Here is a 12585-nt window from a genome sequence, read left to right on the forward strand (position 1 = left end):
AGTTTAAAAAAACTATATAGCCAGATTAATTTCAATAAATTTAAAGCAATGAGTGCGAAACAAGAACTAAACATTAAAAAAACAATTGCTGTTATTGGTCAACGGAATCGGCCGGCAAATTGGATGTTGTGCCACAATGGGGCGCGCTGAGGATTTATTTGGTGCAGCCTGGTTCATCCTGGTGCAATTAATTCATCGGGGCTGGGGTTTTATTATTTCAGCGCATTTAGCGAGATAAATAATTCATTCGTCCCCGCGGCAATGCGTCTCTTCGCCGGGGAGTGGCACGATGCTTGCAATCGGCCTATCAGGAAACTATGCCGTTTCTGCGAGTGACAATATTTCATAAAGGGTAAGGCTATGACGCGATTCACGCTCAAACAACTTAAATACTTCGTTACCGTTGTGGAGACCGAAAGCATCGCCGAAGCCTCCCGACAGCTGCATATTGCCCAGCCGTCGATCTCGATTGCGATAAAAAACCTTGAGGGCTCCTTCGAGCAGCAGCTGTTTATTCGCCACCACGCGCAGGGCGTTTCGCTTACCCCCTGCGGGCGCCGCTTCTACGAGAAAGCCAAGGAGCTGCTGCGCCTCTCCTGGGAGTTTGAGCAAAACGCCCGCGCCGATAAGGAGCTGGTTTCCGGCACCATTTCGGTGGGCTGCTTTGAATCCGTTGCGCCGCTGTATATGCCAAAGCTGGTGGCCGGATTTAAAAAGATGTATCCAGAAATAACCCTTCAGCTCTACGATGGCGAGCAGCACGAATTAATGCACGGCCTGCATCGCGGGCGGTTTGATTTAGCCCTGGTCTACGATCTGGAATTAGGCCACTCGATCAGCAAAGAGACACTTAATGCCCCGCATAAACCCTATGCGTTATTACCGGCCAGCCATCCGCTGGCGCAAAAAAAGAGCGTTACGCTGCAGGAGTTAAGCCAGGAGCCGATGATTTTGCTCGATGCGGTGCCGAGTAAAAACTACTTTATTACCATTTTTAAAGAGAAGGGCTACCACCCGCAGGTGGCCTACAGCTCGCCGTCAATTGAGATGGTGCGCTGTATGGTCGGGCAGGGGCTGGGCTTCTCGGTATTAGTGACCCGGCCGCTTTGCGATATGACCTACGACGGCGAGCGGCTGGTCCAGCTGGAGATTGAGGATCGCATGCCGGCCTCAACCTTAATTATGGCGCACCTCGCTAATAATGAACCGACCCGGCCAACGCAGCTGTTTATGGACTATTGTCGCAGCATTGAGCTAACCCCGGCGCTGGTTTAGCCGGCAACTTCGAGCGCCGCAAGGATATATATTGTCACGAGCCTGAGCACCAGGCTCGAGGGCTATTTTATTTGTTATTTCGAACCCGGACGGTGCTCGACAGAATACTAACGTCCGGCGCGGCAGGCTCTGAGGCTCATAAATTTCTATTACGAGTATCGTTTTATAATAATTTACCATTCGACGCTGGCTAAATAACCTGAGACCGCTGACGCCCGGCGTCATCAACCCAATCATTTATCCAGCACAGGACGGTTAGCTATGCACAATCAGCGTTATCCGCAGATCGACCGGCAGACGATCGATACCTACCAGACGGATGGAGCGGTGTTACTGAAGGGCGCGTTCACCCCGTGGATCGACGGCCTGGCGAAGGGCGTGGCGGAACTGATGGCCAACCCCAGCGAGTACGGGCACGCCAGAACGGTGGTGCCGAAGGACGGCTCCGCGCCCTTTTTCCAGGACTACTGCAACTGGTCACGGATCGCCGATTTTGAGCAGTTTGTCAGGCAGTCGCCGGCGGCGGAAATTGCCGCCGCCCTGATGCAATCAACCACGGCGAAATTTTTCCACGAGCACACGCTGGTCAAGCCCGCCGGCGGCAGCACGGTCACCCCCTGGCATCACGATCAGCCCTACTACTGCGTTGAGGGGCGGCAGAACGTCAGCTTTTGGATCCCGCTGGACCCGGTTGCGCAGGAGATTTCTCTGCGCTGCATCCGCGGCTCCCACCTGTGGGGGGAGGAGTTCAGCCCGACCCGCTTCAACGGCTCGAAGCTCTACCAGCACGGTCGATTTAAGGAGCTGCCGGACATTGACGCCCATCAGGATGAGTACGATATCGTCAGCTGGGCGCTGGAGCCGGGCGATGCGGTCGCCTTTCACTACCGGACGGTGCACGGTGCCAGAGGTAACGCCACGGCGCGGGCGCGACGGGTCTTCTCCGCTCGCTGGGTGGGCGACGACGCCACCTTTGTTGACCGCGGGGGCGTGACCTCGCCGCCGTTCCCGGAGCTGACGCTAAACGATGGCGACGCCCTGGTTTCTCCGCTGTTCCCGCAGGTGTGGCCGCGCGAAGCGCGGGGCTAATATCGCAATAATTAACGGCGGAAAATTATATTGCCGCGGCCGGCCCTCCGGCGGGTTAATTATTTTCCGCCGCCTCGGCGCTAAATCGGCGCCATTTTGCCGGCCCGCCGAATATTCCCGGTGCCGGCATCCCGGTACGAAAATGCCTGCTTAATGTTTTCTTAATATTTCATCTTCAATGATGCTGACGGCTATTCCGTCGACACTCTTCTTATCCGTCTATATCGCGGTAAATAAGAGTTAAATTCCGTCAGCATCACAAAAGCCAGAAAAAAACCGCCCCCGGCGTTGCAAGCCGCGAACCCCTCGCTATATGTTAAATTTGTGTTTAATAAATGATACCTAAGGGTTGGGTTTATGTATAAGAAAATTGGTGGTTTAGTGGTTTCACTGACGGCAGTCTTCTCCGGCTCCGTTTTGGCGGCGCTCCCTCAGGGCTACCCGGCTGAATATCAAAAGGTGGTTGATGCCGGGAAGAAAGAGGGCAAGGTTGTCATCTATTCAACGACCGATACCAAAGCGGCGGGGCCGTTAATTAAAGGATTCGAGGCGCAGTACCCCGGAATTAACGTTGAATATAACGATATGAACAGCACCGAGCTGTACAACCGCTACATCAGCGAGCAGGCGGCGGGCGGCGGCAGCGGGGACGTGGTCTGGAGCTCATCGATGGATACGGCGCTGAAGCTCGCCACCGACTACGCCGAAGAGTACGCCTCGCCCGAGCTGGGCAAGCTGCCAAAATGGGCGGTCTGGCAGCAGAAGGCCTACGGCACCACCTATGAGCCGGTGGTCTTTATCTACAACAAGCGGCTGATCCCGCAGGGCGACGTGCCGGACTCTCATACCGCGCTGGCGAAGCTGATTGCCGGCCAGGCCGACAAATTTAAAGGTAAGGTCACCACCTACGATATCGAAAAATCGGGCCTCGGCTTTATGCTGGCGGTGCAGGACAGCAAGGCCGACGCCAGCTATTTCAGCAACCTGGCGGGAATGGCCAAAGGCGGCCTGACCGTGCAATCCTCCACCGGCACCATGATGGAGCGCGTCTCATCGGGTGAAAACCTGATTGGCTTTAACATTCTCGGCTCCTACGCCGAAGCGCGCGCCAAAACCGATCCCTCCCTCGGCATCGCCTATCCCAAAGACTACGTGCTGGTCCTTTCCCGCGTCTCGTTTATTACCGCCGACGCCGGGCATCCTAACGCCGCAAAGCTGTGGTTCGACTACGTGCTGTCAGAAAAAGGGCAGAGCATCCTCGCCGGTCAGGCCGATATTCCCTCTATTCGTAACGATATCGAAGGCAAAAATGATATCGACGGGATGACCAAAATGCTGGGTAACGCCCTGAAGCCGATTCCGGTGGACGAAACCCTGCTGGAATATCTGGAACCGAAAAAGCGTCTGGAATTTATCAAACAGTGGCGTAGCGCGGCGGCTAAATAAACCTCCTGAGGCGCGACATCTTCCGCTGTTGCGCCCGTTAATACCCGGCAGGCTGTGTTAACGCCTGAGCAAAGGGATCGCATATGAACGTATTACGCCGAAAATGGCAGGGGCTGCCGCGCGGTATTGTGGTGCTGATCGCGGCGTTGGCTATCTACGTCCCGCTGTTATTTATTGTGGTGCAGAGCTTTCTCTCGGCGCCTTTTTTTGCGCGCTCGAAGGCGTTCAGCTTCGAAGCCTTCGAATTTATCTTTACCGACCCTGATTTTTATCTGGCGCTGAGGTCCGGCTTTATTCTGGCGTTCGGCCTGGTGGCGATCGCCATTCCGCTCGGGGGGATCCTCGCCTTTTTAATGGTCCGTACAGATTTGCCCGGCCGGCGCTTTATTGAACCCCTGATCCTGGTGCCTATTTTCGTCTCGCCGATGGTGCTGGCCTTTGGCTACGTGGTGGCGGCGGGGCCGGTTGGCTTCTTCTCGCAGTGGGCCGAGCGGCTGCTGGGCTTTGTGCCGTGGAACATCTACTCGATGTTCAGCATCGTGGCGATCGCCGGATTAACCCACGTCCCGCACGCCTATCTCTATATCTCCTCCGCCCTGCGCAGCGTCGGCTCCGACGTCGAGGAGGCGGCAAGGACGGTAGGCGCTTCGCCGCTGCAGGTCATGACCTCCGTCAGCCTGCCGATGGTGCGGCCCTCGATCCTCTACGCCTGCGTGCTGCTGTTTTTCCTCGGCCTGGAGGTATTTGGCCTGATGCTGGTACTCGGCGACCCCGAGGGCAATATGGTGCTGGCGACCTATCTCTATAAGCTGACCAATAAGCTTGGCACTCCCTCTTACCACCTGATGGCGGCGGTGGCGGTGGTGCTCATTTGCATCACCATTCCGCTGGTGATGCTGCAGCGCCGGCTGATGCGCACCGCCAACCGCTTTGTCACCATGAAGGGCAAGGCCTCCCAGGCGCGCGCGCTGCCGCTGGGCAAGTGGCGCTGGGTTGCCGGCGTGGTGGTGGTGCTGTGGCTGACGGTGACCATCGGCGTTCCGCTGCTTGGCGTGGCGATGCGGGCGTTTATTTCCAACTGGGGCGTCGGCGTGTCGCTGTGGGACGAGCTCTCGCTGGCGACCTTCCGCAATATCTGGCAGCAGCCGAACCTGCTGCGGGCCATCGTTAACTCGATGGCGATCGGCATTTTTGGCGGTGCGCTGGCGGTCGTGTGCTATCTGTTTGTCGGGATCGCCATGCACCGCAAGCCGGACAACGTGACGCGCTTCCTTGACTACAGCGTGCTGGTGCCGCGCGCGGTGCCGGGTCTGCTGGCGGGGCTGGCGTTTCTGTGGGTGTTTTTATTCCTGCCGATGTGGCTCGATCAGTCGCTAAAAAACGGCTGGCTCTCGGCGCTGCCGATGGCCGACTGGCTGCGCGAGCATCTTATCGTGCAGCTGCGGGCGCTGCGCAACACCATTTTCAGCGTCTGGCTGGCCTATACCGTGGTGTGGATGGCCTACGGGCTGCGCCTGATCTCCTCGACGCTGCTGCAGGTGGCGCCGGAGCTTGAGGAGGCGGCCCGCAGCACCGGCGCCTCTCGCGGCCAGGTGACCCGCCACGTCACGGTTCCGCTGTCGCGCTACGGCCTGATCGGCTCGTGGCTGCTGATGTTCCTGATCTTCGAGCGCGAATACTCCACCGGGGTGTACCTGCTTTCGCCGGGGACGGAAACGATCGGCTCCATGCTGGTCTCGCTGTGGGCGGCGGGGGCTATCGATATCGTCGCCGCGCTCTCGTTTATCAATATCCTGCTGGTGGTCATCGGCCTGGGTATCGCCCTGCGCTTTGGAGTGAAATTACATGATTGAGCTATCCGTAGAAAACCTGCACCTCACCTATGGCGACAACCCGGTTCTGAAAGGGGTGTCGATGACGCTGCGGCGAGGGGAAGTGGTGTCGCTGCTCGGGCCGTCCGGCAGCGGGAAAACGACCCTGCTGCGCGCCGTCGCCGGGCTGGAGAAGCCCACCGCCGGGCGGATTACCATTGGCAAAACCGCGGTCTACGACGGCAATCCGCGCAGCGAAATCCCCGCCGAGGAGCGCAATCTGGGGCTGGTGTTCCAGTCCTATGCCCTGTGGCCGCATAAGACCGTATTTGAAAACGTCGCCTATCCGCTCAGGCTGCGCAAGGTCGCCAGCGGCGAAATCGCCCAGCGGGTGCAGGCGGTGCTCGACCAGCTCGGCCTGGGGCATCTTGGCAGCCGCCATCCCCATCAGCTCTCCGGCGGCCAGCAGCAGCGCGTGGCGATCGGCCGGGCGCTGGTCTACAACCCGCCGGTTATCCTGCTCGACGAACCGCTGTCGAACCTCGACGCCAAGCTGCGCGAAGAGGCGAGGGTCTTTCTGCGCGAGCTGATTATCAAGCTCGGACTCTCGGCGCTGATGGTGACTCACGACCAGAATGAGGCGATGGCGATATCCGACCGTATCCTGCTGCTGAACAACGGGGTGATCGAGCAGCAGGGCACGCCCCAGGAGATGTACGGCAATCCGACGACGCTGTTTGCCGCCGAGTTTATGGGCAGCAACAACCGCCTGCGCGGTAAGATAACGGCTCTTGAAAACGGCCGGGCGCGCATCGAGGGCGCCAGCTGGGCGCTGTGGGGCATGGCGGGAGAGGGGGTCAGCGTCGGCCAGCAGGCGACGGCGGTGATCCGCGTTGAGCGCCTGCGCCTCGGCTCCTCGCCGGAAGACAACATGCTCGAGCTGCCGCTGCTGACCAGCATGTATCTTGGCGACCGCTGGGAATATCTGTTCCGCACCCGCGGGGATGACTTTGCCATTCGCGTTTACGGCTCGGCGCTACGCGACGCGGAGCATTGCCATATTACGCTTCCCGCCGACGACCTGTGGATATTCCCGACGCCTTAGGTGACGGCATAAAATCGGTCGCGGCGAGAAGGGCCGATGGTCGAAATAAATAGGGCCGGGCGGCGCGGTTAATGGCTGATAACGATCGCCCGGCACGGCGCAAATAACCGCCAGACGCCGGGCGAGAGTAAAGTAATTAATATCCGTAATTAACTAACTTAACCGCTCAAATTGTTTAATATTTGCCGACGCTGGCGTTTGCACGCCGCCAGGCAGACATGTACCATAAACAAATAATAACATTTGTGATACATATCACTCTTTTTTTGGCACGGATAAGCACTACGCCTTCGGTGATTCCGCACGAGCTTCTGCATCCAGGTTATTTAATAAACGTTCTCATTATCAAATCCCGGGAATATTTTTCCCGTTTCGGCGACGGATTTTGAGAATCGACTAATATCCAAACGATAACGCGATAAATAATCACCTCGCCAACGGCGATTTTTTTGTACGACTTAATGGAATCGAACCGGCAGGTCCCGCGATGCGGAGGCTGAATGGTATCGGTTCCAGATTCGATATTGCTGGGCTTGTAACCTACAAAAGCAGCCATTTAAAATGACAGGAATGTGATAATGTCGAGTGAAAAAACCAACAGCTCGAGGCGTGATTTTTTAGTAAAATCAATGGCCTTGATTCCAACGGTCGTCATCGCTGGCGGCGGCGTCGGGGCCATTGGCGCCGCGGCTCAGGCCCAGGCATCCGATGCCGCCGCGGCGGCAAAAACGCCGGCCGGCGAGGGCTGGCAGCCGCAGTTCTTCAACGAGCAGGAGTGGGCGTTTATCAATGCCGCGGTGGCTCGTCTTATCCCGGCCGACGAGCTGGGGCCCGGCGCGCGCGAGGCGGGGGTTCCGGAGTTTATCGATCGCCAGATGAATACCCCCTATGCTACCGGTTCCATCTGGTATATGCAGGGTCCGTTTAACCCGGACGTGCCGAAAGAGATGGGCTACCAGCTTCCTCTTGTGCCAAAACAGATCTACAACCTCGGGATTGCGGACGCCGACGAATGGTGCCGCAGCCAGCATCAGAAGCCTTTTGCCGAACTGACCGCCGGGCAGCAGGACGCCGCGCTGGGCCAGTTTGAAGCGGGCAGCGCCGCGTTTAAGCAGCTGCCGTCCTCGCTGTTCTTCTCTTATCTGCTGCAAAACACCCGCGAAGGATTCTTCAGCGACCCGATTCATGGCGGCAATAAGGGCATGGTCGGCTGGACGTTGATTAATTTTCCCGGCGCGCGCGCCGACTTTATGGACTGGGTTGAACGGGGTGAACGCTATCCCCTCCCGCCGGTATCAATTAATGGGGAGAGGGCGTAACGATGGCCACCGTACTGAAAAAAACCGATGTTGCGATTGTGGGCTTTGGCTGGGTTGGCGCCATTATGGCCAAAGAGCTGACCGAAGCGGGCCTCAACGTGGTGGCGCTGGAGCGCGGCCCGATGCGCGATACCTGGCCCGATGGCGCCTATCCGCAGGTGGTCGATGAGCTGACCTACAACATTCGCCGCAAGCTGTTCCAGGACCTGTCGAAAAGCACGGTCACCATTCGCCATAATAGCGCTCAGGATGCGGTGCCGTACCGGCAGCTGGCGGCCTTCCTGCCGGGAACCGGCGTTGGCGGCGCGGGCCTGCACTGGTCCGGGGTGCACTTCCGCGTTGACCCGATTGAGCTGCGGATGCGCAGCCACTATGAGGAGCGCTACGGCAAAAGCTTTATCCCGCAGGATATGATCATCCAGGATTTCGGCGTCACCTACGACGAGCTGGAGCCGTTCTTTGATAAGGCAGAAAAGGTTTTCGGCACCTCTGGCACCGCCTGGTCGGTGAAGGGGAAGGTGGTCGGGAAGGATCGCGGCGGCAACGTCTTTGCCCCGGATCGCTCGGACGACTTCCCGCTGCCGGCGCAGAAGAATACCTGGTCGGCGCAGCTGTTTGAGAAGGCGGCGCGCGAGGTGGGTTATCACCCGTACAACCTGCCGTCGGCCAACACCTCTGACTCCTATACCAACACCTACGGCGCGCAGATGGGGCCGTGCAACTTCTGCGGCTACTGCAGCGGCTACGCCTGCTACATGTATTCCAAGGCCTCGCCAAACGTCAATATCCTGCCGGCGCTGCGCCAGGAGAAGCGCTTTGAGCTGCGGACCAACGCCAACGTGCTGAAGGTTAACCTCACCCCTGACCGGCAGCGGGCCACCGGCGTCAGCTACGTCGACGCCCAGGGGCGGGAGATGGAGCAGCCGGCCGATCTGGTTATCATCGGCGCCTTCCAGTTCCACAACGTGCACCTGATGCTGCTCTCCGGCATCGGCAAACCCTACGATCCGCAAACCGGCGAAGGGGTGGTCGGGCGCAACTTTGCCTATCAGAACATGACCACCATTAAGGCCATCTTCGATAAAGATACCGTCACCAATCCGTTTATTGGCGCCGGCGGCAACGGCGTCGGGATTGATGACTTTAACGGCGATAACTTCGATCACGGCGCCGCCGGTTTTGTCGGCGGCTCTCCGTTCTGGGTCAACCAGGCCGGGACCAAACCCATCTCCGGCCTGCCGGTTCCGCCGGGCACTCCGGCGTGGGGCAGCAGGTGGAAAGCGGCGGTTGCCGACACCTATACCCACCATCTGTCGATGGACGCACACGGCGCGCATCAATCCTACCGCCAGAACTATCTTGACCTCGATCCGAACTACAAAAACGTCTTTGGCCAGCCGCTGCTGCGCATGACCTTTGACTGGCAGGAAAACGACATCAAGATGGCGCAGTTTATGTTCGACAAGATGGCGCCGATTGCCAAAGCCATGAAGCCGAAATATATGCTCGGCAGCCCGAAAAACGCCAACAGCCACTTTGATACCACCAGCTATCAGACTACCCACATGAACGGCGGGGCGGTGATGGGCGAGAACCCGAAAACCAGCGCCGTTAACCGCTATCTGCAGAGCTGGGATGTCCACAACGTTTTCGTTATCGGCGCCTCTGCCTTCCCGCAGGGACTGGGATATAACCCGACGGGAACCGTGGCCGCGCTGGCCTACTGGTCGGCAAAAGCGATCCGCGAACGGTACCTGAAAAACCCGGGTCCACTGGTGCAGGCATAAAGGAAGGCAAATGATGAAGATGCAATGGCTATCTGCACTGGTGCTCGGTGCGCTGAGTTTTTCCGCTTTCGCCGAGGAGGCCCCGGCCGACGGCAGCTTAATTAAACAGGGTGAGTATCTGGCGCGCGCGGGGGACTGCGTCGCCTGCCATACCAACGGTAAAGAGGGCCAGCCCTTCGCCGGCGGTCTGCCGATGGGGACGCCAATCGGCACCATCTACTCCACCAACATTACTCCGGATAAAACCCACGGTATCGGCGACTATACCTTTGAAGAGTTCGACGATGCGGTGCGTAAAGGGGTGCGTAAGGACGGCTCGACGCTCTATCCGGCGATGCCGTACCCGTCGTTTGCGCGCATCAGCGAAGCGGACATGCGGGCGATGTACGCCTACTTTATGCACGGCGTGGCGCCGGTAAACGCGGCGAATCGCGACAGCGATATCCCGTGGCCGCTCTCTATGCGCTGGCCGCTGGTGTTCTGGCGCGGGCTCTTCGCGCCGGCGCCGAGCGATTTTGTTGCTAATCCGCAGGCCGACCCGCTGCTTGAGCGCGGCCGCTATCTGGTGGAGGGGCTCGGCCACTGCGGCGCCTGCCATACGCCGCGTAGCCTGACGATGCAGGAGAAGGCGCTGAGCGAAACCGAAGGCGACGATTTCCTCGCCGGCAGCAGCGCGCCGGTGGACGGCTGGGTCGCCTCGAGCCTGCGCGGCGAAAACCGCGACGGCCTCGGCAGCTGGAGCGAGGCGGAGCTGGCGGAGTTCCTGAAAACCGGCCGCAACGATAAGTCGGTGGTCTTCGGCGGCATGAGCGACGTGGTGGAGCACAGCCTGCAGTATCTCTCCGACGAGGACGTGACGGCGATTGCCCGCTACCTGAAATCCCTGCCGCCGCGCGGCGGTCAGCAGACCCCTGCGCCGGTGGAGGACCGCGTGGCGAAAGATCTGTGGAAGGGGGATGACAGCAAGCCCGGTGCGGCGCTGTACGTCGATAACTGCGCGGCCTGTCACCGTACCGACGGCGCGGGCTATAAGCGCGCCTTCCCGGCGCTGAAGGGTAACCCGGTGGTGCAGACCCAGGATGCGACGTCGCTTATCCACATCATCCTGACGGGCAGCACCACGCCGGCGGTGAAAAATGCGGTCTCTAACCTGACCATGCCGCCGTTTGGCTGGCGCCTGGACGACGGGCAGGTGGCGGATGTTGTCAACTTTATCCGCACCAGCTGGGGCAACAGCGCGCCGCCGGTCACCGCCAGCGACGTGGCGAAAGTTCGCAAGGACAGGTCGATCGTGCCTGATGAGAAGGCGCTCGGCAGCGCCGACATCTCGAAGCTGCCGGTCTCCGGGCAGTAGCGGCCGGGAGTGTGCCGTTCGCGCGGCGCACTCCGTGATTGCCGCTGCCGACTATGGTCTGATTTGAAAGGGCTTGCACTCATGCTGCACGCAGAACAACTCACCTGCATCTACGACGATCGGGTGCTGTTTCAGGCGCTGACGTTAACGGTTAACCGCGGCGAAATGCTGCAGGTGTCCGGCGATAACGGCAGCGGAAAAACCTCCCTGCTGCGGCTGCTTTGCGGCCTGGCGCGGCCGGAAAGCGGCGTCGTCAGCTGGCAGGGCGAGCCGCTCTCGTCGGTGCGCGACGCCTTCCATCAGCAGCTGCTGTGGTGCGGGCACCGGCCCGGCGTCAAGGCGGCGCTGACGGCGGATGAAAACCTGCGCTTCTTCTTTGCGCAAACCAGCCCGCGGGCGCGGGAAGAGGCGCTGGCGGCAATGGGGCTGGCGGGCTACGAGGACGTGGCGCTGAGCCAGCTCTCGGCCGGGCAGCAGCGCCGGGTGGCGCTGACGCGGCTGTGGCTGACTTCGGCGACCCTGTGGATCCTTGACGAGCCGTTTACCGCCCTTGACGCCACGGCGGTGGAGCGGCTGACCCGACGCCTGGAGCAGCACGTGCAGGCGGGGGGCAGCGTCATTCTCACCACCCATCAGCCGCTGCGGGCGCTGGCCTGTCCCCTGCGGACGCTGCGCCTCTCCGGCGAAAGGACGGTGGGCTGATGATGCGGGCGCTGTTCTGCCGCGAAATGCGCCTCGCCTGGCGCAGCGGGGCGGAAATCCTCAATCCGCTGTGGTTTTTCCTGCTGGTTATCACCCTGTTTCCGTTCGGCGTGGGCGCGAACCCGCCGCTGCTGGCGCAGATTGCGCCGGGCGTGGTGTGGGTCGCGGCGCTGCTGGCGGCGCTGCTGGTGATGGATCGCCTGTTTCGCGATGACTGGCAGGACGGCTCCCTGGAACAGCTGCTGCTGCTGCCGACGCCGCTGGCGGCGGTGGTGCTGGTGAAGGTGGTCGCCCACTGGATAATGACCGGTCTGCCGCTGCTGATCGTCTCCCCGCTGGCGGCGCTGCTGCTGGGGATGACCGCCCACGACGCGGGCGTGCTGGCGCTGACCCTGCTGCTGGGCACGCCCACCCTGAGCTTTTTAGGCGCGGTTGGCGTGGGGCTGACGGTGGGGCTCAGGCGCGGCGGCGTGCTGCTTAGCCTGCTGGTGCTGCCGCTGTCGGTGCCGCTGTTAATCTTTGCCACCGCCGCAACGCAGGCCGCCTCTGCGGGACTGCCGGTGGATGGCTATCTGGCGATCCTGGGGGCCTTTTTAGCCGCCAGCGCGACGCTATGCCCGTTTGCCACCGCCGCCGCGCTGCGGCTGACGGCACAATAACCCGCTGCGGTCTTTCTGACGCGGTGATAAAAAACAGT

At 60.2% G+C, this 12585-nt stretch carries 10 protein-coding genes; all 10 read left to right on the forward strand.

Annotated features, from left to right (window positions below):
* Positions 1–360: 360 nt before the first annotated feature.
* The 10 genes from MMW58_RS12795 (at position 361) to ccmB (ending at position 12547) form a co-directional block, all read left to right on the forward strand.
* Positions 361–1275, forward strand: coding sequence for a LysR family transcriptional regulator (locus MMW58_RS12795; protein WP_045858750.1), 915 nt, complete (start codon positions 361–363; stop codon positions 1273–1275).
* 261 nt (positions 1276–1536) lie between these two features.
* Entirely contained in the window at positions 1537–2364 is an 828-nt protein-coding gene (locus MMW58_RS12800; protein WP_133598113.1) for a phytanoyl-CoA dioxygenase family protein, read from the forward strand.
* Positions 2365–2721: 357 nt separating this feature from the next.
* Positions 2722–3810, forward strand: coding sequence for an ABC transporter substrate-binding protein (locus MMW58_RS12805; protein WP_041145988.1), 1089 nt, complete (start codon positions 2722–2724; stop codon positions 3808–3810).
* An 83-nt stretch (positions 3811–3893) separates the two neighbouring features.
* Positions 3894–5663, forward strand: a complete 1770-nt coding sequence (locus tag MMW58_RS12810) for an ABC transporter permease (RefSeq protein WP_041145987.1) — start codon at positions 3894–3896, stop codon at positions 5661–5663.
* On the forward strand, positions 5656–6726 hold the full coding sequence (locus tag MMW58_RS12815; RefSeq protein WP_241723528.1) for an ABC transporter ATP-binding protein: 1071 nt from the start codon (positions 5656–5658) through the stop codon (positions 6724–6726). Before MMW58_RS12810 ends, MMW58_RS12815 begins: the two co-directional genes overlap by 8 nt.
* Before the next feature lie 575 nt (positions 6727–7301).
* On the forward strand, positions 7302–8045 hold the full coding sequence (locus MMW58_RS12820; RefSeq protein ID WP_166646160.1) for a gluconate 2-dehydrogenase subunit 3 family protein: 744 nt from the start codon (positions 7302–7304) through the stop codon (positions 8043–8045).
* 2 nt (positions 8046–8047) lie between these two features.
* On the forward strand, positions 8048–9832 hold the full coding sequence (locus tag MMW58_RS12825) for a GMC family oxidoreductase (protein WP_123708231.1): 1785 nt from the start codon (positions 8048–8050) through the stop codon (positions 9830–9832).
* Between the two features lie 10 nt (positions 9833–9842).
* Positions 9843–11186, forward strand: a complete 1344-nt coding sequence (locus tag MMW58_RS12830) for a c-type cytochrome (protein ID WP_241723529.1) — start codon at positions 9843–9845, stop codon at positions 11184–11186.
* A gap of 81 nt (positions 11187–11267) precedes the next feature.
* Complete coding sequence (gene ccmA / locus MMW58_RS12835; RefSeq protein WP_241723530.1) at positions 11268–11888, forward strand: cytochrome c biogenesis heme-transporting ATPase CcmA; 621 nt, start codon at positions 11268–11270, stop codon at positions 11886–11888.
* Complete coding sequence (ccmB, locus tag MMW58_RS12840) at positions 11888–12547, forward strand: heme exporter protein CcmB (protein WP_133598103.1); 660 nt, start codon at positions 11888–11890, stop codon at positions 12545–12547. Before ccmA ends, ccmB begins: the two co-directional genes overlap by 1 nt.
* Positions 12548–12585 lie beyond the last annotated feature (38 nt).

Origin of the sequence: Klebsiella sp. HC6 (assembly GCF_022605325.1) — a bacterium.
Taxonomy (GTDB): Bacteria; Pseudomonadota; Gammaproteobacteria; order Enterobacterales; family Enterobacteriaceae; genus Klebsiella; species Klebsiella terrigena.

What these genes read in the sequence shown, in the direction of transcription:
- MMW58_RS12830 (WP_241723529.1), top strand. Translation starts at nt 9,843, where the DNA reads ATGATGAAGATGCAATGGCTATCTGCACTGGTGCTCGGTGCGCTGAGT.
- ccmA (WP_241723530.1), top strand. Translation starts at nt 11,268, where the DNA reads ATGCTGCACGCAGAACAACTCACCTGCATCTACGACGATCGGGTGCTG.
- MMW58_RS12805 (WP_041145988.1), top strand. Translation starts at nt 2,722, where the DNA reads ATGTATAAGAAAATTGGTGGTTTAGTGGTTTCACTGACGGCAGTCTTC.
- MMW58_RS12815 (WP_241723528.1), top strand. Translation starts at nt 5,656, where the DNA reads ATGATTGAGCTATCCGTAGAAAACCTGCACCTCACCTATGGCGACAAC.
- MMW58_RS12810 (WP_041145987.1), top strand. Translation starts at nt 3,894, where the DNA reads ATGAACGTATTACGCCGAAAATGGCAGGGGCTGCCGCGCGGTATTGTG.
- MMW58_RS12795 (WP_045858750.1), top strand. Translation starts at nt 361, where the DNA reads ATGACGCGATTCACGCTCAAACAACTTAAATACTTCGTTACCGTTGTG.
- ccmB (WP_133598103.1), top strand. Translation starts at nt 11,888, where the DNA reads ATGATGCGGGCGCTGTTCTGCCGCGAAATGCGCCTCGCCTGGCGCAGC.
- MMW58_RS12825 (WP_123708231.1), top strand. Translation starts at nt 8,048, where the DNA reads ATGGCCACCGTACTGAAAAAAACCGATGTTGCGATTGTGGGCTTTGGC.
- MMW58_RS12800 (WP_133598113.1), top strand. Translation starts at nt 1,537, where the DNA reads ATGCACAATCAGCGTTATCCGCAGATCGACCGGCAGACGATCGATACC.